This is a genomic window from Pseudomonas sp. R151218B TE3479 (genome assembly GCF_053629195.1).
In genome coordinates, this window is the sequence record NZ_JBRJHV010000001.1 from 6,149,278 (window position 1) to 6,173,098 (window position 23,821).

Here is a 23,821-nt window from a genome sequence, read left to right on the forward strand (position 1 = left end):
GCTCGCGGTTTTTTATTGCCCGTCAAACGGCAATCGGCCACATCAGTAGTGAGGGGGCGGCGCCTCTTCTTCGAACGACTCGAATTGTCCGGCCATTTCTTCCTGGCGCTTGAGCAGCGCCGCCATCTGCAGCTGCAGCCGCTCGACAATCCGCTGCTGCGCTACCAGCACATCATTCAATGCCTGGATGGTGTCATCCTGAAACGCCAGACGACTTTCCAGATCGGTTACGCGTTCTTCAAGGTTCATGGTTCAGCCCTCCAGAAACTTGAAATCATCGGCCAGGGCCACTCGCAACCGTTCGCGAATGGCCGAGACCTGCTCTGCATTATAAGGCTGGGCCGGGTGCTTGCCCCAGACCGGCGCAGGCCAGGCAGCATCATCACGTTTGCGCACGATGACATGCATATGCAATTGACTGACGACGTTACCTAAGGTTGCAACGTTCATCTTGTCGGCATCGAACGAATCCTTGAGGGTTTCGGCCAGCGCCGTGGTTTCTTTCCACAGCTGTAATTGATCTGTGTCATCCAACTGAAACAATTCGCTGATATTTTCTCGCCGCGGCACGAGGATGAACCACGGGTAATTGGCGTCGTTGGACAAGAGCAAACGGCACAACGGGAAATCGCCGATGGGCAATGTGTCTTGTTGCAGTCGTGGATCTAAGGCAAACACCGCGCGTACTCCTCGTTATCGATTCTGCCCGGCTCAGCGACCCGCAGGCCTGCATCGGGCACAGATGCGCAGCATACCTGCGAACGCCGGATCGATCACGGCGCAACGTCCCGATGCCCGTCCCGCGAAGGATTTTTTTCACCACAAGCATCAACCTGTGCAAGCTGACGCACCAACACAGCGCAAGCAGCACGGCAAGGTCTCGAAAGGACCGTGCCAGGGCCCAGGCAAAGCCTCGACGCTGTAAGATTTTCGTACAACCTGAAATTTTTTTGCACCAAAACAGCACAGGGCGTCTACGCTCAGTGCACAAAGCATCCGCGATTTACTCACTGGGTAGGGTGAACCGGTAACGTTTTTGGTTGTCTTGCCACGTTTTTCACTGGCAAACACGAGAGCCATACATGCGTCAACCCTATTTAAAACAAGGCCTTTGGGGCCCGGTTTCATGAGGTTTCACCGCGTCAACTGCTGAAATGTGAAAAAAATGTAAACGAAATTCGGGTTTGAGCATGCTTGTTGCATTCATACCCGCACTGTCCAAAGGGCCTCGCCGGAAGCGAGTACCTGTCGACATAAAAATTAAAGCGGCAAGGCTGCCCACAGGAGCTTCAAGCGCGGTAATGACGGACTCTTTACACCGATGCCGGAAAGAAAAAACAACATCAAAGTTGTGAATACGGTTGCGTCGGAACAGCTGAAATGCGACATGGATCGAGCCATTGGCGACATGGTCGTAAAGAAGCTGAAAGGTTGAATGGGCAAGTATCGCCAAAGAATGTCGACGTGATATAAGTTTGCGCCGACACAAAAAGAAAGAGCCGCCCAGATAAAAAAACAGGTGGGACGGCAGTACTCTTCTAAAAACCAAAGGAGCAAATCACGATGCGCGTGATGAAGTGGAGCATGATCGCACTGGCTGTATCGGCCAGCGTTTCGCAGTTCGCAGTGGCGTCCTCCCAAGAGGAATCCAAGGGTTTTATTGAAGATCAGAGCTTGACTGTTCTGACCCGTGCGCTGTACATGAACCGTGATTTCAAGAACAACCCAAGCACTTCACAAAGTTATCGTGAAGAGTCTGGTGTTGCCGCTCGTGCCATTTACGAGTCGGGCTTCACTCAAGGTACCGTTGGTGTAGGCGTTGACGGCTTCGCATTCGGCACCGTTCGCATCGATGGCGGTAGCGGTCGTGCCGGTAACGGTCTGTTCGCTCGTGACAGCGACGGCAACCTGGAAGACACACAATCGAAGGTTGGCGGCGCGGTTAAATTCCGTCTGTCCGACACCGTTCTGAAATACGGTAACCAGTTCACCACCAGCCCGGTTTTCTCGACTGACGACAGCCGTCTGCTGCCAGAAGTTGCCACCGGTACGCTGATCACCAGCAAAGAAATCAAAGGCTTGGAGTTGAGCGCAGGTCATTTCAACGCCATCAGCTCGCAAACTGGCATGGGAGATGACGGTCTTGGCCTGAAATCTGCTGACATCGTTGGCGCAACCTACCAGTTCACCGACAATTTCGTAGCAGGCGTAGCGGCTTCCGACGTTGAAGATCACTACAAAAAGAAATACATCAACCTGAACTACACCCTGCCGATCAACGAAGATCAGTCCCTGAACTTCGACTTCAACGGTTATGACAGCCAGGATCAGGGCCAGAAACTCAGCGGCGACGTTGACAACCGTATCTGGTCCCTCGCAGCAGCCTATGCCATCGGTGCCCACAAGTTCACCCTGGCTCACCAGCGCTCCTCCGGTGACACCGGCTATGTGTATGGCGTTGACGGCGGCGGCACCATCTTCCTCGCCAACTCCATCCAATACTCCGACTTCAACGGTCAGGACGAGCGCTCCTGGCAGGCTCGCTACGACCTGAACATGAAGACTTATGGCGTACCTGGCCTGAGCTTCATGACTCGCTACGTTACCGGTGACAACATCGAGACTGGCGGCTCCGAAGGTAAAGAGCACGAGTGGGACTTCGAAACCAAGTACGTTATGCAAAGCGGTCCAGCCAAGGACCTGTCTTTCCGCGTACGTGCTGCGTTCTACCGCGCCAACAGCGACTATAACGCCATCAACGGCAACGACAACAATGACACCCGTCTGATCATCGAATACCCACTGAGCATCTTGTAATTCAGTGCTAGTTCGATAGCCGTACCCGCAACAAACAAAAAACCGCTCACCTGGATCAGGTGAGCGGTTTTTTTATGTCCATTGACTGTCAGCTTTAATGCAACTTATTAAATAGCAAGCTAACTAAACATAACCTGACTTCAGCGCCAAGTTATATAGTCGACTCGTTATTGCGCTGGCCCTTCCTGAACGACCCGAATCACTCGTTGTGGAAACGGAATATCAATACCCGCCTCTTTCAAACGGTCCCGGGCCTGTTCATTGAGCATGAACATCACACTCCAATAATCCGCTGTTTTCACCCAGATACGCAGCGACACCGTGATGGAACTGTCGCCCAAGGTGGAAATCACCGCTTCAGGTGCCGGATCGGCCAGCACACGCTCATCCTTGGCCAACTCCAGCAACACTTCCCGGGCCTTTTGCAGGTCCGCCTGGTAATCCACGCCGACATCAAATACGACTTTGCGGGTCGGCTGACGGTTGGTGTTGGTGATGATGCCGTTGGAGAGATTGCCGTTGGGCACGATGACGGTCTTGTTGTCACCGGTACGCAACACCGTGTGGAAGATCTGGATGCTATCGACCGTACCGGCCACACCCTGGGCTTCGATCCAGTCACCGATGCGGAACGGGCGGAACAGCAGGATCAGCACGCCACCGGCGAAGTTCGCCAGGCTGCCTTGCAGTGCCAGGCCGATCGCCAGGCCGGCGGCACCAATGGCGGCGACGAACGAAGTGGTCTCCACACCGATCATCGAAGCGACGCTGACGATCAACAGTATCTTCAAAATGATGTTGGCCAGGGTACTGATGAACCCTTGCAGCGCCAGATCGGCGTTACGCAGGGCCAGCAGCGCACCCAGTTTCTGCGTCACTTTGTTGATCAACCACCAGCCGATGGCCAGGGTGATGACAGCGAGCAGCACACGGCTGCCGTACTCCATGATCATGGGGATCCAGGTCTGGGAAGCCTTGACCAGGTTGTCCACTTCAGCATTCAAGTCCATCTTTCTCTCCTTTGTTCCTGTTACCGCGAAAGACCAGTCGAAACACATTGTGGCGAGGGGATTTATCCCCGCTGGGCTGCGGAGCAGCCCTAAAGCCTGCGCCGTGGTGTATCAGGGACATGATCAGCTTTTGGGGGCTGCTTCGCAGCCCAGCGGGGATAAATCCCCTCGCCACATGCAGACAACCAGGGGTCAGTCGCGGAAGTTATTGAATTGCAGGGGCATGCCGAATTCTTTGCCGCGCAGTGCCGCAATGGCTTCCTGCAGGTCGTCACGCTTCTTGCCGGTGACCCGCACCTGCTCGCCCTGGATGGCGGCTTGCACCTTGAGCTTGGCGTCCTTGATATGAGCGACGATTTTCTTCGCCAGCTCCTTGTCGATGCCTTCCTTGAGCACGGCTTCCTGCTTCATCAGCTTGCCCGAGGCATAAGCGTCCTTGACCTCGAGGCACTGCACATCGATCTTGCGCTTGACCAGCGCCAGCTTGAGGATCTCGATCATCGCCTCGAGCTGGAACTCGGCCTCGGCGGTCAGGTTCACGGTCAGGTCTTTTTCCTTGAACTCGAAACTGCCCTTGCCCTTGAGGTCATAACGACGGTCGAGTTCCTTGACGGCATTTTCAACCGCGTTGGTGACTTCGTGTTTGTCCAGTTCGGATACCACGTCGAATGACGGCATGTAGTGTTCTCCAAATAAAAAGGCGCGCCAGTATCAACGGCGCGCGCTTGGCTTGTGGTTAAAATCGGGCTCATTATAACGGCTCTTTTCCTGCCGACACTGCGAGCCCTCAGATGCCTGCGCCAATCCGAGTAAAAAACTGATGTCGACCACCTGGCATGTCCTCGGGGCCGGCAGTCTCGGCACGTTGTGGGCCACACGCCTGGCCCGGGCCGGATTACCGGTGCGACTGGTGCTGCGCAACGAAGCACGCTTGCAGGCCTACCGCGGCGCCGGTGGGCTGACGCTGGTGGAACAGGGCCAGGCGCAGTGCTACCCGGTACCGGGCGAAACGGCAGACAGCCCGGAGCCGATCAGGCGCCTGCTGCTGGCTTGCAAGGCCTACGACGCGGAAGCGGCGGTGACGTCGGTGGCCCATCGCCTGAGCGCCGAATCGGAACTGATCCTGTTGCAGAACGGCCTCGGCAGCCAGGACGCAGTGGCCAATTGCGTGCCCCTGGCGCGTTGCATCAGTGCCTCCAGCACCGAAGGTGCGTTCCGCGACGGTGACTGGCGCGTGATATTCGCCGGCCATGGCTACACCTGGTTGGGCGATCCGGCTCACCCGGTGGCGCCGTTCTGGCTGGACGACCTGGTCGCCGCCGGCATCCCCCACGAATGGAGCACCGACATCCTCACCCGCCTCTGGCGCAAGCTGGCACTCAACTGCGCAATCAATCCACTGACCGTGCTGCATCACTGCAAGAACGGCGGCCTGCTGGAACACCACTGCGAAGTGGCGACCCTGTGCGCGGAACTCACGGATGTGCTCGAACGGTGCGGCCAGCCCGCGGCGGCCGAGGATTTGCAACCGGAGGTCGAACGGGTGATCCAGGCCACGGCCGCCAATTACTCCTCGATGTACCAGGATGTGGCCAATCGGCGCCGTACCGAAATCAGCTATTTGCTCGGCCACGCCTGCAAGGTTGCCCAGCGCCATGAGCTGAGCGTGCCGCACCTGGAACAACTGCGCCAGCGACTGATTGTCCACTTGGACAACCTCGGATTGCCCAGCGACTGAGCAGCGGCTACGCTGGCCCTCGTGTTCCTTCTTAGCGACGAGTCTGATGCCATTGCGCCAGCGCCTTGAAAACCTCCCGGTCGGCCAGAAACTGCTGGCCGCCCTGTTGGTGTTATTGACCACTGTCCTGCTGGTGGCCAACCTGACCTTTATCAGCGCCGCCTACTACATCTCCCAGGAAAGCATGGCGCCCCAGGCCCTGCAGACCATTGGTCGACTGATCGCCAACCCGAGCCTGATCTCCGACGCCCTGCAATCGCCACAAAGCGCCCAGCGCCTGCTCGACGAGCTCAACAGCTACGCACCGCTACGGGCGGCGGCGTTGTACGACGGCCAGGGCGATCGCCTGGCACAACTGCAACAGGGCGAAAAGCTCAAGCTGCCGGACCATTTCCGCAACATACAAGCCTGGCAGGCCAATGAGTTTCGCAGTAACCAGGTCATCACCCTGCCCCGCCCCGGCACGACACCGGGCCATCTGTTGCTGGTGGCCAGCAGCGAATTGCCGACTGCGTTCTACACCGGCACCCTGACCGCCAGCCTCGGCATCCTGATTTTCAGCGTGTTGCTGTGGCTGATCATCGCCCAACAGATCAAACGCCTGATCACCCAACCGATTCATCAACTCGAAGAGCTGTCCCGCCAGGTCACCCGCGAGGAGAACTATGCCCTGCGCGCCGCACGGGGCAACCACGATGAGATCGGCAGCCTGGCCGAGGCATTCAATACCATGCTCTCGCGAATCGAAGCCCGGGAGCAGCAACTCAAGCGCGCGCGGGACGACTCCCAGGCCGCCTACGACCAGGCCCAGGGCCTGGCGGAAGAAACCCGCCATACCAATCGCAAGCTGGAACTGGAAGTCCAGGTGCGCAGCAAGATCGAGAAAAAACTCACGGGCTTCCAGAATTACCTCAACAGCATCATCGACTCCATGCCGTCGGCCCTCATCGCCCTCGACGAGCAACTCTACGTCACCCAATGGAACCAGGAAGCCAGCGCCCTCTCCGGTACGCGACTGGACGAGGCCCTGAACCAACCGATCTTCCTCGCCTTCGAACCGCTCAAGCCGTACCTGCCCCAGCTCAAGCAGACTGTGGAGCAACATACGGTGGCCAAGATCGAACGCGTCACCTGGACCAAGGACGACGAGGCCCGGCATTACGCCCTGACGTTCTATCCACTGATGGGCGGCGCCGGGCGGGGTGTGGTGATCCGCATCGACGACATCACCCAGCGCCTGTCGCTGGAGGAAATGATGGTGCAATCGGAAAAAATGCTCTCGGTCGGCGGCCTCGCGGCGGGCATGGCCCATGAGATCAACAACCCGCTCGGGGCGATCCTGCACAACGTGCAGAACATCCGCCGTCGCCTGTCACCGGAACTGCCCAAGAACCTTGAACAGGCCGAGCAACTGGGCATCGAATTGCCGGTGGTCAACCGCTACCTGGAAAGCCGGGAAATCCCGCAATTGCTCGACGGCATCCAGCAGGCCGGCGCCCGGGCGGCGAAAATCGTCACCCACATGCTCAGCTTCAGCCGGCGCAGCACGCGGCAGATGGCGCCCTGCGACCTGCCGGCGCTGATCGACCAGGCGGTGGAAATCGCCGGTAATGATTTCGACCTGGCGATCGGCTTCGACTTCAAAGGCCAAGCGATCATCCGTCAGTTCGACCCGAACTTGGGCCCGGTGCCCGGCACGGCCAACGAACTGGAACAGGTGCTGCTCAACCTGCTGAAAAACGCCGCCCAGGCGATCCATCAACGCCAGGACGACAGCGAACCCGGGCGCATTATCCTGCGTACGCGGCTGAATCCTCCATGGGCTGAAATCCAGGTCGAGGACAACGGCATCGGCATGAGCGAGAACGTGCGCAAGCGCACCTTCGAGCCCTTCTTCACCACCAAGGAGATCGGCCAGGGCACTGGCCTTGGGCTGTCGGTCTCGTATTTCATCATCACCAACAACCACAAGGGCCAGATGGAAGTGCAGTCGGCGCCAGGCCAAGGCACCTGCTTCACCCTGCGCCTGCCCCTGACGGGCACCTCAATGGTGACGCAGGAAAACAAACAACTGGAGCGTTGAGCATGGGTTTTCGCCTGTCGAAGATTTACACCCGCACCGGCGACAAAGGTGAAACCGGGTTGGGCGATGGTCGCCGCGTGGCAAAGGACCACCCACGGGTCGAGGCCATCGGCGAAGTGGACACGCTGAACAGTCAGTTGGGCTTGTTGCTGGCCGGGCTCGCCGTCGAAACGGCCCGGTACCCGGCGCTGAAGGAAGTCAGCAAAGTGCTGGGGCCTTGTCAGCATCGATTGTTCGACCTGGGCGGTGAGCTGGCGATGCCAGCCTACCAAGCCTTGAACGTGGCGGAAATCGAGCGGCTGGAAGCGGCGATCGATGTGTGGAACGAGGAATTGGGACCACTGGAAAATTTCATCCTGCCCGGTGGCTCGACGCTGATCGCCCAGGCCCACGTCTGCCGCAGCCTTGCCCGCGGTGCCGAGCGACGTTGTCAGCAATTGAACGCGGTAGAGCCGCTGACGGGGCCGGGGTTGGCCTATATCAATCGGTTGTCGGACTTGCTGTTCGTGGCCGCGCGAGTCATTGCCCGGCGGCAAGGAGTGGCGGAGGTGCTGTGGGAAGCGGCGGCCAAGCCTGGGGACTGATCAGAAAGTTGTCCAGGCCGCCATCGCGAGCAAGCTCGCTCCCACACTGGATCTGCGGTGTTCACAGCCCCCCTGTGGGAGCGAGCTTGCTCGCGATGGCGTCAGCTGCTGCACCACATTCTCAAGCTTCTGGCCAAAACGCCCGAATCCCCGCCACACCCTGCGCCCCGGCTTCCCAGGCTTTTTGCCGTTCACCGGGCCCGACCCCACCCAACAGATAAACCGGCCGGTCGAAGCCCTCGATCAACCGCGCCGCTTCTGCCCACCCCAACGGCTGTGCATCGGGATGGGTCTGAGTCGGCTGCACCGGCGAAAGCGTGACGAAGTCCACGTCCATTTGCTGCGCCAGGGACAGCTCCTCGGCGTTATGGCAGGAGGCCGCCAGCCAGCGGTCCTTGCCGAACGGTCGACCGGCCGGGGCATGCTTGCGCAGTTGTGCGGCAGTGATATGCCAACCAGCAGAAGGAAAATCCCCCAGCCATTCGAACGGCCCCTTGAGCATCAGTTGGGCCTTGCCAGCACACAACCCCGCCGCATCCACCGCCAAGTCGCGGTATTGCGGGTCGTAGCCGTTGGGGGCGCGTAGCTGGACCAACTTGATCCCGCCGGCAATCGCCTTCTGCATGCCGCGCAGCAAGGCCGGCGTCTCAAGGCCTTCCGGGGTGATCAGGTATTCAGCCGGCAAACGGGCCGCCGCGACGATCGGCTGATTGGCCGCCGGGAACTCATGATTCATCAGGTCGCGGGCCGTCACCCAGGCCAACGGTTGCCCTTCAGCGCCATGGGGCTCGCCGGTGAACGCCGAGACTTCCCAGACATCCAGCAACACCTGCTTGTCCGGGTAATCGTGACGCACCTTGATCAACGGCCGGGCGGCGTCGACGACAATGCCCAGCTCTTCGTGGAGTTCACGGGCCAGGGCGGTTTCGACGGATTCGTCGGCCTCGACCTTGCCGCCAGGAAATTCCCACAGGCCGCCCTGGTGCTGGGTGTCGGCCCGTCGGGCGATCAGGATTTTGCCAGCGGCATCGCGGATGACCGCTGCCGCCACATGGACTCGTTTCACCGCGCAGTATCCTCCAGGCCAGCTTGTTGCCACGCCTTGAACGCTGGCCATTGATATAGGGTTTCGACGTAGGCCTCATCGACCTCGGGCAGTTTCACCTGATAAGTGCGCAAGCGCACGGCAACAGGGGCAAAAAACGCGTCGGCCAGGCTGACGCGGCCAAACAGATAGGGACCGGCCTCGGTCGCCGCGGCACGGCATTCGGCCCACAGCGCCAGCATCCGCTTGATTTCCACTTGGACCTCAGCCGGCATGGGCGACGGCGGTGCATCGCACAGCAGGTCAAACGGCATGTGGCTGCGGATGGCGAAAAAACCGCTGTGCATTTGCGCACAGGCCGAGCGTGCCTGGGCCCGGGCGGCCACATCCTTGGGCCAGAGACCGGCCTGCGGGAACTGTTCGGCCAGGTATTCGGCAATCGCCAGGGAATCAGCGATCACGCCGAATTCGGTCTTGAGCAACGGGACGTTGGCCGTGGCCGAATACTTGAGCAGTTTTTCGCGGGTGTCGGGCTGGTCGAGCCTGACCAGTTCTTCGGTGTACTTCGCGCCGGTCAGGGCCAGGGCGAGCGCGCCGCGCAGGGACCAGGAAGAAATGCGTTGGTCGCCAATGATCAGGTGCAGGCTCATGCCTGGATTCCTTTCTTGTGGTTTTGTAGAGGCTGTACCGCCATCGCGAGCAAGCTCGCTCCCACAGGGGATCGGCGGTCAGTCACCCCGCAAATCCCTGTGGGAGCGAGCTTGCTCGCGATGGCAGCAACTCGGTCCCGAACCTGTTAAGTCCTGTATTCAGCGTTGATCTTGACGTACTCGTGGGACAGGTCGGTGGTCCAGATGGTTTCGCTGCAATCACCCCGCCCCAACTCGATACGGATGGTGATTTCTTCCTGCTGCATCACCGCCGCGCCCTGGGCTTCGGTGTAGGTTGCAGCGCGGGCGCCCTGGCTGGCGATGCAGACTTCGCCGAGGAACACGTCGATCTTGCTCACGTCCAGCTCAGGCACGCCGGCCCGGCCGACGGCGGCGAGGATGCGGCCCCAGTTCGGGTCGGAGGCGAACAGTGCGGTCTTGATCAGCGGCGAATGAGCCACGGTGTAGCCGACGTCCAGGCATTCCTGGTGATTGCCACCGCCGTTGACCTGCACGGTCACGAACTTGGTCGCGCCTTCACCGTCACGCACGATAGCCTGGGCCACTTCCATGCAGACGTCGAACACGGCCTGTTTCAGGGCTTCGAACAGCGGGCCGCTGGCCTCGGTGATTTCCGGCAGGTTGGCCTGGCCGGTGGCGATCAACATGCAGCAGTCGTTGGTGGAGGTGTCGCCGTCGATGGTGATGCGGTTGAACGACTTGTTGGCGCCGTCGAGCATCAGGTCTTGCAGCACCTGGCGCGAGACCTTGGCGTCGGTGGCGATGTAGCCGAGCATGGTCGCCATGTTCGGCCGGATCATGCCAGCGCCTTTGCTGATGCCGGTGACGGTGATGGTCACGCCGTCATGCTCGAACTGACGGCTCGCACCCTTGGGCAGGGTGTCGGTGGTCATGATGCCGGTGGCGGCGGCGGCCCAGTTGTTTTCCGACAGGTCGTCCAGGGCGGCTTGCAGCGCGCCTTCAATCTTCTCGACCGGCAGCGGTTCGCCGATCACGCCGGTGGAGTACGGCAGCACCTGGCTGGCGTCGACGCCGGTCAATTCCGCCAGCTTGGCGCAGGTGCGCTCGGCGGCGGCCAGGCCTGGCGCGCCGGTGCCGGCGTTGGCGTTACCGGTGTTGGTCAACAGGTAACGCACCGGCCCCTGCACGCGTTGCTTGGCCAGGATGACCGGCGCGGCGCAAAAGGCGTTGAGGGTGAACACACCCGCCACCGTCGAGCCTTCGGCGCAACGCATGACCACGACGTCCTTGCGCCCGGGGCGCTTGATGCCCGCCGAGGCAATACCGAGTTCAAAACCGGCAACCGGGTGCAGCGTGGGCAACGGACCAAGACCAACAGCCATGAATGCGCTCCTAAATTAGATGTCTATCGACGCCGCACCCATTGGGACGGCGAATCAAAATGGCAAAACGCCGCGACGGAAGGTGGTCTGTATGGCTAGTGCTGTTAGTCAACTTCGGCGCCAGAAGTCCATATCCTGCGTTGCTGCTCCTCGCCATAGCGGCCTATGACTCGTCACAGCGCCTTGGCTATGGACTTCTGGCATCCGAACTTGAACTAACGCACTAGCCACACAGGCCACTGCCAGTCGCGGCGCGGGTGGTTCAGCCTTGAAACGGGTTTATTGGATCTGCCCGTGGCAATGCTTGTATTTCTTGCCCGAACCGCAATAGCACAGTTCGTTACGGCCCAGCTTCTGCTCGTTGCGCACCGGTGCGGTCGCCAGGGCGACATCCACATCGACGCCCTCTTCGGCGACCACTTCCAGGCCAGGGGCTTCGGCGTGCTCGAACTGCATGCGCGCAGCCAGGGCTTCGGCTTCCTGGCGCAGGCGGGCTTCTTCCTCGGCCGGGTCTTCGCGGCGAACCTGTACGTGGGACAGCACGCGGATCGAGTCGCGCTTGATCGAATCGAGCAACTCGGAGAACAGCGTGTAGGACTCGCGCTTGTACTCCTGCTTCGGGTTCTTCTGGGCGTAACCACGCAAATGGATACCGTGGCGCAGGTGGTCCATGGTCGACAGGTGGTCTTTCCACAAATCGTCCAGTACCCGCAGCACAATCTGTTTCTCGAAGGAGCGCAGTGCCTCGGCGCCCGCCTGGTCTTCCTTCTCGTTGTAGGCAGCGATCAGTTCGGCCAGCAGTTTTTCACGCAGGGTTTCTTCGTACAGGTGATCGTCTTCGTCGAGCCATTGCTGGATCGGCAATGCCACGCCGAAATCGCTCTGCAAGGCGGCTTCGAGGCCGGCGACGTCCCACTGTTCCGGCAGCGACTGCGGCGGGATGTGGGCGCTGACGGTGGCGTTGAGCACGTCCTGGCGGAAATCGGCGATGGTTTCGCCAATGTTTTCGGCGGCCAACAAACTGTTACGCATGTGATAGATCACTTTGCGCTGTTCGTTGTTGACGTCGTCGAACTCGAGCAGTTGCTTGCGAATATCGAAGTTGCGGCCTTCGACCTTGCGCTGGGCCTTCTCGATGGCGTTGGTCACCATGCGGTGCTCGATCGCCTCGCCGGGCTGCATGCCCAGGGCCTTCATGAAGTTCTTCACCCGGTCAGAGGCGAAGATGCGCATCAGGCTGTCTTCCAGGGACAGGTAGAAACGGCTGGAACCGGCGTCGCCCTGGCGACCGGCGCGGCCACGCAGCTGGTTGTCGATACGACGCGATTCGTGACGCTCGGAGGCGATTACCTGCAAACCGCCAGACTCGAGCACCTGCTGGTGACGCTTCTGCCAGTCGGCCTTGATCTGCGCGATCTGCTCGGGGGTCGGGTCTTCCAGGCTGGCGACTTCCACTTCCCAGTTGCCGCCCAGCAGGATGTCGGTACCACGGCCGGCCATGTTGGTGGCGATGGTCAGCGCACCCGGGCGACCGGCCTGGGCGATGATCTCGGCTTCCTTCTCGTGGAACTTGGCGTTGAGGACCTTGTGCTCGATGCCTTCCTTGTTGAGCAAGGCGGACATGTGCTCGGAGGTCTCGATGGTGGCGGTGCCGACCAGGATCGGACGGCCCTGGGCCATGCCTTCCTTGATGTCGTTGATGATCGCCGCGTACTTCTCTTCGGCGGTCAGGAACACCAGGTCGTTGTAGTCCTTACGGGCCAGCGGTTTGTTCGGCGGGATCACCACCACTTGCAGGCCGTAGATCTGGTGGAATTCGAACGCCTCGGTGTCGGCGGTACCGGTCATGCCGGACAGCTTGCTGTACAGGCGGAAGTAGTTCTGGAAGGTGGTCGAGGCCAGGGTCTGGCTCTCGGCCTGGATGTTCAGGCCTTCCTTGGCTTCGATGGCCTGGTGCAGGCCCTCGGACAGGCGACGACCCGGCATGGTACGGCCGGTGTGTTCGTCCACCAGCACGACCTGGCCATCCTGGACGATGTATTCGACGTTGCGATGGAACAGCTTGTGGGCACGCAGGCCGGCATAGACGTGGGTCAGCAGGCCCAGGTTATGGGCTGAGTACAGGCTCTCGCCTTCGGCCAGCAAGCCGACGCGGGTGAGCATTTCCTCGATGAACTGGTGACCGGCCTCGTTGAGTTCGACCTGGCGGGTCTTCTCGTCGATGGTGTAGTGCCCAGGCTGGGTCACTTCGCCTTCGACTTCTTCGACGTGCAACTTGAGCTGCGGGATCAGCTTGTTGATCTCGATGTACAGCTTGGAGCTGTCCTCAGCCTGACCGGAAATGATCAGCGGGGTACGAGCTTCGTCGATGAGAATGGAGTCGACTTCGTCGATCACGGCAAAGTTGAGTTCACGCTGGAATTTTTCTTCCATGCTGAACGCCATGTTGTCGCGCAGGTAGTCGAAGCCGAATTCGTTGTTGGTGCCGTAGGTGATGTCGGCGGCATAGGCGGCGCGCTTCTCTTCCGGCGGCTGGAACGGCGTGACGACGCCGACGGTCAGGCCGAGGAATTCGTAGAGCGGGCGCATCCAGTTGGCGTCGCGGCGAGCCAGGTAGTCGTTGACCGTCACCACGTGCACGCCCTTGCCGGACAGTGCGTTGAGGTACACACCCAGGGTCGCCACGAGGGTCTTGCCCTCACCGGTACGCATTTCGGCGATCTTGCCTTCGTGCAAGGTCATGCCGCCGATCAACTGAACGTCGAAGTGGCGCATGCCCATGATCCGCTTGCCGGCTTCACGGGCGACCGCAAAGGCTTCGGGCAGGAGCTGGTCAAGGGTTTCCCCCTTGGCGATGCGGTCCTTGAATTCGGCAGTCTTGGCGCGTAACTGATCGTCCGAAAGGGCCACCATTTGCTCTTCGAAGGCATTGACAGTCTGTACCGTCTTGAGCATGCGCTTGACTTCACGCTCGTTCTTGCTTCCAAAAAGTTTCTTTAACAAAGGCGCAAACATATCGGCAGGATCTTCCACACTAAAGGGATGGAGGGCGGCCCCATGAGTCGCCCGTGCAGCCCTCATGGCCGCATGCGAACGAGCATTCTACCCGGAAACGATGGAGAGGAAAGTGGCGTTATTCCACGATGCTGGCACAGCGCTGTGACGGGGCCACCCTAAAATAAGGGCTTTTGCGCGAACTTCAACCCACAAAGCGCAGAAGTTATTCATTGATTGCGTAGCCAAAAGCCGCTGGACGAGAGGGTCGAGGCGCGTCCGGCGCTTTCTGCTACCATGGCGCCTCTGTCACTTGCGGTATTCATTCATGGCCTTCCGCCCTCTTCCAGCCAAGGCGCCCGCCGTTCTGCTGCGCGAAGCCAAGCCGCTGAAAGCCATCTTCGGCCACGCCAAACGCCTGGGCCATTTGCAGCGCCTGCTGGACAGCCAGTTGCAACCGGCCGCGCGCGAGCATTGCCACGTGGCGTCCTGGCGCGAAGGCAGCCTGCTGTTGATCGTCACCGACGGCCACTGGGCTACGCGCCTGCGCTACCAGCAAAAACGCCTGCTGCGCCAACTCCAGGCGTTCGAAGAATTCGCCAACTTGACGCGGATCCTGTTCAAGGTGCAACCGCCCACTGTCCAGGTTGGCGCCAAGGGCCATACGCTGGATCTGTCCACCGACGCCGCGGCGACCATCCAGGCCACCGCCGACGGCATCACCGATCCTAACCTGCGGGCGGCGCTGGAGCGGTTGGCCGCACATGCGCGGCCCAAGGATTGAGATTTTCGGCGTTGGCTATATAGCGATCGCGAGCAAGCTCGCTCCCACAGTGGATCTGTAGCGGCCACTTATTTTGTGTACAACGCCGATCCCTTGTGGGAGCGAGCTTGCTCGCGTTAGCGGCAGCTCAGCCGGCACACTTTTCGCCTGCCAAACCGCCTTCGCGAGCCAGCTCGCTCCCACAGTGGAACTGCAGCGGCCACTTATTTTGTGTACAACGCCGTCCCTTGTGGGAGCGAGCTTGCTCGCGAAGGGGGCAACTCGGCCCCGACTACCGGCGCCGCTTGCTGCCCCCCAGCAACGACCCCATCAACCCGCGCACCAGCTGCCGGCCCAGTTGATTGGCCGCCTGGCGCATCGCCGATTTGAGCGCCTGGCCGGCTGCCGTGCCAAGGAACTCGCCGGCCTTTTCGGTGAAGCTGGGTTCTTCGGCGGTGGACTTGCCCGGCACCGCTTCGGCCTGGGGCTCCAGCCCCTTGCGTCCCATCAGCACTTCGTAGGCCGACTCGCGATCAATGGGCTTGTCGTAGCGCCCTTGCAGCGCCGAACTGGCGATCAACCCGGCGCGCTCGGCCTCGCTCAGCGGCCCGATGCGCGATTGCGGGGGCGCCACCAGCACCCGCTGGACCATTTCCGGCGTGCCTTTTTCCTGCAAGGTGCCCACCAGGGCCTCACCGATGCCCAGCTCGGTCAGCACCGCCAGGGCATCGAACTGCGGGTTGGGCCGAAACCCGTCGGCCACCGCCCGCAGGGATTTCTGTTCCTTGGCCGTGAAGGCCCGCAAACCGTGCTGGATGCGCAACCCTAACTGGGCGAGCACATCGTCCGGCAAGTCGCCCGGCGACTGGGTCACGAAATACACCCCCACGCCCTTGGAACGGATCAGGCGCACCACTTGCTCCAGGCGCTCCTGCAAAGCCTTGGGCGTACCGGCAAAGAGCAAATGCGCCTCATCGAAGAACAGCGCCAGCAGCGGCTTGTCCGCATCGCCGCGCTCGGGCAACTGCTCGAACAGCTCGGCCAGCAGCCACAGCAGGAACGTCGCGTAGACCTTCGGCGCTTCGTGGACCAGGCGGCTGGCGTCGAGCAAGTGGATGCGGCCACGGCCATCGCTGGCCGGTTGCAGGATGTCTTCGAGCTGCAACGCCGGCTCGCCGAACAACGCGTCCGCGCCCTGCTGCTCCAAAGTGGACAAGCGCCGCAGCAGCGCCTGACTGGAGCCGGTGGTCATCAGCGCCGCGTCGTCCCCCAGCAGTTCGGGGTTGTCCTTGAGATGATTGAGCAGCGCCTTCAGGTCCTTGAGGTCCAGCAACAACAGACCTTCTCGATCGGCCACCTTGAACGCGGCATAGAGCGCCGACTGCTGGCTGTCCGTGAGTTCCAGCAGGCTGCCGATCAACAACGGCCCCATCTCACTCAGGGTGGTGCGCAGTGGATGCCCGGACTGGCCGTGGATATCCCACAAGGTCACCGGATAAGCCTGGGGCTTGTGGTTGAGCCAGGGCATGCCGGCGATGCGCTCGGCGATCTTGCCCTGGGGGTTGCCGGCAGCACCCAGGCCGCACAGGTCACCCTTGATATCCGCCGCGAACACCGCCACGCCGGCATCGCTGAACATTTCGGCCAGGCGTTGCAAGGTGACGGTCTTGCCAGTCCCGGTGGCACCCGCCACCAGGCCATGACGGTTCGCCAGGCGCATGGCCTGGGCGATGGGCTGGCCGCTGAGGTCGGCACCGATAACGAGTTGCGATGAGTCAGGCATGTGGTCACCCGTGGTGTTTGCGATATGACGCCATTTTGCACGCTTATATAAAAGCATGCCTGGCGCATTAAGGCCCTGGCAGCAGGAATAATAGCTGCCAACCTGGGCTGGCCCTATCGCGAGCAAGCTCGCTCCCACATGGGATCCGTGCCCCGCCCCAAATCTCCGCGGGAGCGAGCCTGCTCGCGATGAGGCCCTGTCAAACCCAGCAATACTCCACTGGCAGCACACCCACCCCACAACCCCAACCGAACATCTATTCTTCATAAAGGTCAACACAGGAGAACACAGACCGGAGGGACGTTCATCGTGCATATAGCGGACATAACCATGTTCTACGCCCCCGCCAGCGGAGGCGTGCGCACTTATCTGGATGCCAAGCACCGGCGCCTGGGCGATCGGCCCGGTATTCGCCACAGCCTGTTGATCCCCGGCGCGCATTTGAGCGAGCACGACGGAATCTACAAGGTGCCAGCCCCTGCGCTGCCGTTCGGCAAGGGCTATCGCTTCCCCCTTCGCCTGGCGCCGTGGCGCAATGTCCTGCGCGATCTGCAACCGGATCTGATCGAAGTCGGCGATCCGTACCTCACCGCCTGGGCCGCATTGGATGCCCGCCGTCAGCTCGACGTGCCCGTCATCGGCTTCTATCACTCCGACCTGCCGCTGTTGGTGAGCAACCGCATGGGCAACTGGTTCACCCCCAATATCGAAGCCTATGTCAGCAAGTTGTATGGCAATTTCGACCGGGTCCTGGCGCCGAGCCAGGTCATGGCCGACAAGCTGACCGGGCTGGGGGTCAAGAACGTCTATGTGCAACCCTTGGGCGTTGACCTTCAAACCTTCACCCCCGCCGCCCGCGACCCGGAACTGCGGGCCGAGCTGGGTATCGCCGAAGACGCGCGCCTGCTGATTTTCGCCGGTCGCGGTTCCAAGGAAAAAAACCTGCCGGTGCTGCTCAAGTGCATGAAACGCCTGGGCGAGCGCTATCACCTGCTGTTGGTGGGCTCATCGATGCCCGCCGTGGTGCCGGACAACGTCACGGTGGTCGACGAGTTCTGCCCGGCGCCGCAAGTCGCCCGGCTCATGGCCAGCGCCGATGCCCTGGTGCACGCCGGCGATCAGGAGACCTTCGGCCTGGTGATCCTCGAAGCCATGGCCAGCGGTATTCCCGTGGTGGCGGTGGCGGCCGGTGCTTTCACTGAAATCGTCCACGAGGACTGCGGCCTGCTGTGCACACCCAACAATCCGCAAGCCATGGCCAATGCCGTGCGGCAACTTTTCAGCGAAGGCTGCGAACGCCGTGGCCTGCTGGCACGCCGGCATGTGGAGCGTCATTACGCCTGGGACACCGTGGTCAACAGCTTGTTGGGGCACTACTACGCCGTGCTCGGCGAACAAATGCCGTTGCTGGCCAATGGTTGAGGCGAGGACCGTGTCGATGAGTTCTTCGCCCAGCGTGCTATTGGTGTTGCATGACGTAGCACCGCAAACCTGGCCCGACTACCAGCCCTTCGTCGAGGCCGTGGATGCCCTCGGCCAGGTGCCGATGACATGGCTGGTGGTGCCGGACTTCCACCGCACCAATGCCTTGGAAGCTCACCCCGACTTTCGCCGCCTGCTCGACCGTCGGGTCGAGCGCGGCGACGAGCTGGTGCTCCATGGCTACTATCATTGCGACGACGGCCCTGCCGCCCGCCACCCCAAGGATTGGTTCATGCGCCGGGTCTATACCCATGAAGGGGAGTTCTACCACCTGTCCGAGGCCGCCGCCCTCGCCCGCCTGCGCGCCGGGATCGACACCTTTGAGCGTTACCATTGGCCGCTGGAAGGTTTCGTCGCCCCAGCCTGGCTGATGAGCGAAGGCACACGCCAAGCCTTGCGCCAATTACCGCTGAGCTACACCAGTGACACCCAACACCTCTATCGCCTGCCCGACTTCAGCGCCATCGACGCGCCGGGCCTGGTCTGGAGTGCCCGCAGTGCCTGGCGTCGTGGCCTGTCGAAGGTCATCAGCGACCAGCGTGAACAACGCTGGCGCCAGGCCCCGGTGATTCGTCTGGGCCTGCACCCGGTGGACATGCGCCACGGATTTTCCCGGGACTATTGGCTGCGCACCCTCGAACGCCTGCTCAACGACGGTCGCGTGCCGATGACCAAGGTCGGCTGGCTGGCAACCCAGGGGCTGCGGGCCCGCAGCGCCGCATGAAACGGCTGATCTGGCTGGGCGCCGCCCTGCTCACGGCGCTGTTGGTGCCGCTGCTGGTCGGCGGCGGGGAAATGTGGTCGCGGGTGCAACGCTTTCCCCTGTCCCTGCTGCTGGCCATGCTCGGCATGATCGTGCTGTGCTGGGGCTTGAACTCCCTGCGCCTGCGCCTGCTGCTGGGGGAATACCGTGGGCGCATCGGCGGGTGGAAAAGCATGGGCGTGGTGATGTCCACCGAATTCGCCATGTGCGCGACGCCCGGAGGCAGTGGCGGCCCGCTGACGCTGATGGCTCTGCTGGCGCGCAACGGTGTGCGCCCGGCCCATGGCAGCGCGGTGTTCGCCATGGACCAACTGAGCGACTTGCTGTTCTTCCTCTGCGCCTTGGTGGGCATTCTGTTCTACGCGCTGTTCCAGAACCTCAGCCAGCGCCTGGAATGGATGCTGGCGTTGAGCGCGATTTCATTGTTTGGCGGGCTGTTCGGCTGCGTGCTGGTGGCCCGTTATCACCGCCGGCTGATTCTGCTGGGGGCTCGTGTGCTGCGGCACTTGCGGGTAAAGACCGCCACACGCCGACGCTGGGGCCGCAAGATCCTGAACTTCCTCGCGGCCTTCACCGACACCTTGAAATTGCCACGACAGACCCTGTTCCAGGTCTTCGGCCTGACCTGCCTGCATTGGGCGCTGCGCTACAGCGTGTTGTACCTGGCATTGAAGGGGCTGGGCGCGGACCTGCAGTGGGCCTGGAGTTTCCTGATCCAGATGCTGTCCTTGAGCGCGGGACAGTTCAGCCTGCTGCCGGGCGGTGCCGGGGCGGCCGAGCTGACGTCGGCGGCGCTGCTGGCTCCCATGGTGGGCAAGTCCACCGCAGCGGCGGCGATCCTGATCTGGCGGGCAGTGACCTATTACTTTTACCTGGTGGCCGGCGGGCCGGTGTTCTTCCTGATGGTCGGGCGGCCGTTGATCAAGAAGCTGATCAGGCTCAGGCAAGCCTGACCGGTCACGGCGTCTGTTCGGGCTCGTCCTGGGGATGCAATTGCTCCCACAATTGCGCGGCGTCGGGAAACTCGGTGCCATCCTCCGGGCTCAACGCGTCGGGGTCATAGCGGCTGAGGCAGCCCTCGCCCAGGGTGGCTGGCGCCTTGGAGGTGGCTTTGTCCAATGGATCGGTCATGGCGCGTGCTCTCGTAAGAAGGTTGCCCGAATCATTGTGCCCAGAGATTGCTCCCGCTCGGCTGCGCCTGTAGGAGCTGACGAGCGAAGCGAGGCTGCGATCTTTCCCCTACCGCTTGAGTCTCAAGCTAAAGAGAAAATCAAAGGATCGCAGCCTTCGGCAGCTCCTACAAGCGCCCCAAACCCGGTCAGAAGACCACGGTCTTGTTGCCGTGCACCAGCACCCGGTCTTCCAGGTGATAACGCAGGCCGCGGGCCAACACCATCTTCTCTACGTCACGGCCGAAACGCACCATGTCTTCGATGCTGTCGCTGTGGCTGACGCGCACCACGTCCTGCTCGATGATCGGGCCGGCATCCAGCTCTTCGGTCACGTAGTGACAGGTGGCGCCAATCAGCTTCACACCGCGCATCGACGCCTGGTGGTACGGCTTGGCCCCGACGAACGACGGCAGGAAACTGTGGTGGATGTTGATGACCTTATGGGCGTATTCGCTGCACAAGGCCGGCGGCAGGATCTGCATGTAGCGAGCCAGCACCACTACCTCGGCATCGTGCTGCTTGACCAGACGCGAGACCTCGGCGAACGCCGGATGCTTGTCCTGCGGGTCGACCGGCACGTGGTAGTACGGGATGCCGTGCCATTCCACCATGCTGCGCAAGTCATCATGGTTGGAAATCACACAGGCGATGTCGCAATCGAGCTCATCGCTGTGCCAGCGGTGCAGCAGGTCAGCCAGGCAATGAGACTCGCGGCTGGCCATCAGCACCACGCGTTTTTTCTGCGCGGTGTCGGTGATACGCCAGTCCATCGAGAACTCTTCGGCAATAGGGGCGAACGCTTCACGAAAGGCTTCAATGCCGAAGGGCAGCGAGTCGGCACGAATCTCGTGACGCATGAAAAACCAACCGCTTTGATTGTCCGAGTGATGGCTCGCTTCGGTGATCCAGCCGTTATGGGACGCCAGAAAGTTACTGACTTTAGCAACGATACCGACGCGGTCCGGGCAAGCAATCACCAGACGAAAAGTGCGCATTAGGGGAACTCCAGAACTTCGCAAAGGCGGCCATTCTAGCCATTGCGCGGCAAAACTGCAGTATCGATGACACGCCGGATCCTGGTCGACAGTCCCAGGCCATGGCCGGCGAGGCCCGGGAAGGCAGATTATATGTGAACAGATGTGAAGACACTGTCGCGGTATTTAACTGCAACAGGCGTTTTTGTGGCGCAGCACTAATTAATTAAATAAAACACCGGTTAAATGTTTACTTGATGAAACTGTCTGATTACTATTGCCGCACTGTCTCCTTGTCACCCGCGTCCTACATAAGGTAGTCCACATGTCCTTGATCAATGAATACCGCGCCACAGAAGAAGCCATCAAAGAACTGCAAGCTCGCCTGAAAAACCTGTCGCAAGACGACAAACTGCAAACCGAGCTTGAGTTCGAAGGCAAACTGCGCACGCTGATGGGCGAATACTCCAAGTCGCTGCGCGACATCATTGCCCTGCTGGATCCAGAAGCCAAGTCGAGCAAAGCCCCACGTGGCGCCGTGAAAACTACCGGCACCAAGCGCGCTCGCAAAGTTAAGCAATACAAGAACCCGCACAACGGTGAAGTCATCGAAACCAAAGGTGGCAACCACAAGACTCTGAAAGAGTGGAAAGCCAAGTGGGGCGGTGACGTGGTAGAAGGCTGGGCAACCCTGCTGGGCTAAGCCTCGCCGCGGCGCAAGCTTCTTTGCGAACAAAAAAACGCCAGTGATTACTGGCGTTTTTTTATGCCTGTTATCTTTTCATCTCATTGCGATTCAAGGCTTAAACGTTTGCGCAATTGCTGGCTGTAGCCCTGCCATTCCACGAGTACTTCTTGCTGCCTCGGCGTAGACAGGGCCAGCCACTCTCCCATCGCCTCGTCAAAACTTTGCAAGGTATTAGGCGCTCCCCATTCCGGGGCGGACAGACGTTGTTGACAGAAAATTCTCCAGCGCCCCTGTTCTTCGGGATTCAAGGTGTCTGGAAAGTTGCGTGCACGATATCGGAACAATAGTTCCGGCAGACGCTCATCATCGAAAGGCCATTGCGTTTGAGCCAATTGCGCCGGATCCGCCATGCGCACTTGTTCACATAAACGCCGATCGCGATCGCCCAAGAAGCCCGCGTATAACTGTTGCTCGGGATCCTCGCTGGCGGTGAAGTCCTCGCGGCCATAAATAGCCTGAAGTTTATCCTGCCAAACTTTCTGTGCGTCAGTTAGCCGCAATGCGCGCTGTTGATAACCCTCCATGTCCAGCTCCAGCCGCTGTTGGTCCTCGACGCGCAGCACTGACAACGGCGCGACCACCGGGCATTTGTTGATATGGATAAGCTTGAGCGGCACCGGCAACTCACCTTCGAGCAGTTCTTCGCGACGGGTATACAAACGCTGGCGCAGGCTTTCGGCGTCATGGTCCAACAAGCCCTGGGGGTCCAGGTGCAGGTCGCAGACAATCAGGGCGTTGCGGTTTTTCGGGTGCCAGGCCAACGGCAATACCACTCCGATGTAATTGCGCGCCGCCGAGAAGCGACCGGAAATATGCACCATCGGCTGCAGCAGGCGGATCTGGTCCATCACCTTCTGCTTGCTGCGCAACTGGAACAGCCAGTCGTAGAGCCGCGGCTGCCGCTGACGGATCAGGCGGGCCAGGGCGATGGTCGCGCGCACGTCCGACAACGCATCGTGGGCCTGGCCATGATCGATGCCATTGGCGGCAGTCAGACGTTCGAGCTTGAGGCTGACGCGACCGTCCTCCTGGGGCCAGACAATGCCTTGCGGGCGCAGCGCATAGGCCGTGCGCACCAGATCGATCAAGTCCCAGCGACTGTTGCCGCCCTGCCATTCCCGTGCGTACGGGTCGAAGAAATTCCGATAGAGGCTGTAGCGGGTCATTTCATCGTCGAAACGCAGGGTGTTGTAGCCGGCGCCACAAGTACCGGGCGCGGCCAGTTGGCCATGGACACGGGTCATGAAATCGGCTTCGCTCAAGCCTTTTTCGGCCAGGCATGTCGGAGTGATGCCGGTAATCGCACAGGCCGCCGGGTGCGGCAGGATGTCATCGCTGGGCCGGCAATACAGGTTCACCGGTTCGTCGATTTCATTGAGCTCGAAATCGGTACGGATACCCGCCACCTGCAAGGGCCGGTCGCAACGCGGGTTGATGCCGGTGGTTTCGTAGTCGTACCAGAAGATGGAAGTCACGGGCTGTTCCTGAACTGAAGACTGGCGAAGTCTAGGCGCTCGAACCTGCCTGCGGCCAGCAGTGCTGTAACTTTTGAATGCCAGTGTGGGGTTCCACGACCCCATGTGGGAGCGAGCTTGCTCGCGATAGCGGTGGTCCAGCTTGCATCAATATTGAATGGGCTGCCGTCATCGCGAGCAAGCTCGCTCCCACAGTTGAACTCCGCTGCTCATCGCTGCGATGTTCAATCCCTCCCGATGATGCAGCCAGTGTTCGCCTTCTCAATCCTGTTGCAAACCTTGAAATGACCTGCACAGTTCTATCGTTTGCCCGCACGAAGACTGCTAGCATCGGGGCCGAGATTGAATGTTCGGATCGGCCCATCACAGGTTGCCC

21 protein-coding genes are annotated in these 23,821 nt (G+C 60.8%); 9 read left to right on the forward strand and 12 right to left on the reverse strand.

The window, feature by feature from the left end; translation table 11 throughout:
• Positions 1-42 precede the first annotated feature (42 nt).
• Together AB7M32_RS26855 and AB7M32_RS26860 are read right to left on the reverse strand one after the other, a co-directional pair.
• A complete protein-coding gene (locus tag AB7M32_RS26855) occupies positions 43-249 on the reverse strand; it encodes a SlyX family protein (RefSeq protein WP_072408789.1) in 207 nt (68 codons plus the stop codon).
• A gap of 3 nt (positions 250-252) precedes the next feature.
• Entirely contained in the window at positions 253-678 is a 426-nt protein-coding gene (locus tag AB7M32_RS26860) for an HIT domain-containing protein (RefSeq protein ID WP_072408791.1), read from the reverse strand.
• An 885-nt stretch (positions 679-1,563) separates the two neighbouring features.
• Between AB7M32_RS26860 and AB7M32_RS26865 the strand changes: the two genes are divergently transcribed.
• On the forward strand, positions 1,564-2,817 hold the full coding sequence (locus AB7M32_RS26865; protein ID WP_060740894.1) for an OprD family porin: 1,254 nt from the start codon (positions 1,564-1,566) through the stop codon (positions 2,815-2,817).
• 167 nt (positions 2,818-2,984) lie between these two features.
• On the opposite strand, the gene AB7M32_RS26870 is transcribed toward AB7M32_RS26865, so the two are convergent.
• On the reverse strand, positions 2,985-3,827 hold the full coding sequence (locus AB7M32_RS26870; RefSeq protein WP_060740893.1) for a mechanosensitive ion channel family protein: 843 nt from the start codon (positions 3,825-3,827) through the stop codon (positions 2,985-2,987).
• Between the two features lie 192 nt (positions 3,828-4,019).
• Positions 4,020-4,505 carry a YajQ family cyclic di-GMP-binding protein gene (locus AB7M32_RS26875; RefSeq protein WP_060740892.1) on the reverse strand — a complete coding sequence of 162 codons (486 nt, stop codon included), beginning with the start codon at positions 4,503-4,505 and terminating at the stop codon, positions 4,020-4,022.
• A gap of 142 nt (positions 4,506-4,647) precedes the next feature.
• Between AB7M32_RS26875 and AB7M32_RS26880 the strand changes: the two genes are divergently transcribed.
• Genes AB7M32_RS26880 through AB7M32_RS26890 form a run of 3 tightly spaced genes read left to right on the forward strand, consistent with a single transcriptional unit; the run spans position 4,648 to position 8,232 of the window.
• Positions 4,648-5,565: a putative 2-dehydropantoate 2-reductase gene (locus AB7M32_RS26880; RefSeq protein ID WP_454251887.1), complete on the forward strand. Its 918-nt coding sequence runs from the start codon at positions 4,648-4,650 to the stop codon at positions 5,563-5,565.
• Positions 5,566-5,611: 46 nt separating this feature from the next.
• Positions 5,612-7,648, forward strand: coding sequence for a sensor histidine kinase (locus tag AB7M32_RS26885; RefSeq protein ID WP_072408797.1), 2,037 nt, complete (start codon positions 5,612-5,614; stop codon positions 7,646-7,648).
• Between the two features lie 2 nt (positions 7,649-7,650).
• Positions 7,651-8,232 carry a cob(I)yrinic acid a,c-diamide adenosyltransferase gene (locus AB7M32_RS26890; RefSeq protein WP_454251888.1) on the forward strand — a complete coding sequence of 194 codons (582 nt, stop codon included), beginning with the start codon at positions 7,651-7,653 and terminating at the stop codon, positions 8,230-8,232.
• A 121-nt stretch (positions 8,233-8,353) separates the two neighbouring features.
• Here AB7M32_RS26890 and AB7M32_RS26895 read toward each other — a convergent pair whose 3' ends face one another.
• The 4 genes from AB7M32_RS26895 to secA form a co-directional block, all read right to left on the reverse strand.
• Positions 8,354-9,298, reverse strand: coding sequence for a Nudix family hydrolase (locus AB7M32_RS26895; RefSeq protein WP_454251889.1), 945 nt, complete (start codon positions 9,296-9,298; stop codon positions 8,354-8,356).
• Complete coding sequence (locus tag AB7M32_RS26900; protein ID WP_454251890.1) at positions 9,295-9,927, reverse strand: glutathione S-transferase family protein; 633 nt, start codon at positions 9,925-9,927, stop codon at positions 9,295-9,297. The genes AB7M32_RS26895 and AB7M32_RS26900 overlap by 4 nt, the downstream gene beginning before the upstream one ends.
• Before the next feature lie 146 nt (positions 9,928-10,073).
• Complete coding sequence (gene argJ / locus AB7M32_RS26905; RefSeq protein ID WP_072408806.1) at positions 10,074-11,291, reverse strand: bifunctional glutamate N-acetyltransferase/amino-acid acetyltransferase ArgJ; 1,218 nt, start codon at positions 11,289-11,291, stop codon at positions 10,074-10,076.
• Between the two features lie 279 nt (positions 11,292-11,570).
• Complete coding sequence (secA, locus tag AB7M32_RS26910) at positions 11,571-14,306, reverse strand: preprotein translocase subunit SecA (protein WP_454251891.1); 2,736 nt, start codon at positions 14,304-14,306, stop codon at positions 11,571-11,573.
• Between the two features lie 307 nt (positions 14,307-14,613).
• Between secA and AB7M32_RS26915 the strand changes: the two genes are divergently transcribed.
• Positions 14,614-15,069 (forward strand): DUF721 domain-containing protein, encoded by a 456-nt coding sequence (locus AB7M32_RS26915; RefSeq protein ID WP_003205074.1) that lies wholly within the window; start codon positions 14,614-14,616, stop codon positions 15,067-15,069.
• A gap of 271 nt (positions 15,070-15,340) precedes the next feature.
• Here the strand turns inward: AB7M32_RS26915 and AB7M32_RS26920 are convergent, their stop codons facing one another.
• Positions 15,341-16,831 carry a helicase HerA-like domain-containing protein gene (locus tag AB7M32_RS26920; RefSeq protein ID WP_454251892.1) on the reverse strand — a complete coding sequence of 497 codons (1,491 nt, stop codon included), beginning with the start codon at positions 16,829-16,831 and terminating at the stop codon, positions 15,341-15,343.
• Positions 16,832-17,161: 330 nt separating this feature from the next.
• On the opposite strand from AB7M32_RS26920, the gene AB7M32_RS26925 reads away from it, so the two are divergent.
• Genes AB7M32_RS26925 through AB7M32_RS26935 form a run of 3 tightly spaced genes read left to right on the forward strand, consistent with a single transcriptional unit; the run spans position 17,162 to position 20,029 of the window.
• A complete protein-coding gene (locus AB7M32_RS26925; protein ID WP_083564522.1) occupies positions 17,162-18,253 on the forward strand; it encodes a glycosyltransferase family 4 protein in 1,092 nt (363 codons plus the stop codon).
• 16 nt (positions 18,254-18,269) lie between these two features.
• Positions 18,270-19,037 carry a DUF2334 domain-containing protein gene (locus AB7M32_RS26930; protein WP_454251893.1) on the forward strand — a complete coding sequence of 256 codons (768 nt, stop codon included), beginning with the start codon at positions 18,270-18,272 and terminating at the stop codon, positions 19,035-19,037.
• The gene (locus AB7M32_RS26935; protein WP_454251894.1) at positions 19,034-20,029 is read left to right on the forward strand and encodes a lysylphosphatidylglycerol synthase transmembrane domain-containing protein; all 996 of its coding nucleotides are present in this window, start codon (positions 19,034-19,036) and stop codon (positions 20,027-20,029) included. The genes AB7M32_RS26930 and AB7M32_RS26935 overlap by 4 nt, the downstream gene beginning before the upstream one ends.
• Positions 20,030-20,033: 4 nt before the next feature.
• On the opposite strand, the gene AB7M32_RS26940 is transcribed toward AB7M32_RS26935, so the two are convergent.
• Both AB7M32_RS26940 and purU read right to left on the reverse strand, forming a co-directional pair.
• Complete coding sequence (locus AB7M32_RS26940) at positions 20,034-20,207, reverse strand: hypothetical protein (RefSeq protein ID WP_170842278.1); 174 nt, start codon at positions 20,205-20,207, stop codon at positions 20,034-20,036.
• A gap of 187 nt (positions 20,208-20,394) precedes the next feature.
• Entirely contained in the window at positions 20,395-21,243 is an 849-nt protein-coding gene (gene purU, locus AB7M32_RS26945) for a formyltetrahydrofolate deformylase (RefSeq protein ID WP_060740880.1), read from the reverse strand.
• A 304-nt stretch (positions 21,244-21,547) separates the two neighbouring features.
• On the opposite strand from purU, the gene mvaT reads away from it, so the two are divergent.
• Positions 21,548-21,925, forward strand: coding sequence for a histone-like nucleoid-structuring protein MvaT (gene mvaT / locus AB7M32_RS26950; RefSeq protein ID WP_003205091.1), 378 nt, complete (start codon positions 21,548-21,550; stop codon positions 21,923-21,925).
• Between the two features lie 83 nt (positions 21,926-22,008).
• On the opposite strand, the gene sbcB is transcribed toward mvaT, so the two are convergent.
• The gene (gene sbcB / locus AB7M32_RS26955; protein WP_454251895.1) at positions 22,009-23,445 is read right to left on the reverse strand and encodes an exodeoxyribonuclease I; all 1,437 of its coding nucleotides are present in this window, start codon (positions 23,443-23,445) and stop codon (positions 22,009-22,011) included.
• Positions 23,446-23,821 lie beyond the last annotated feature (376 nt).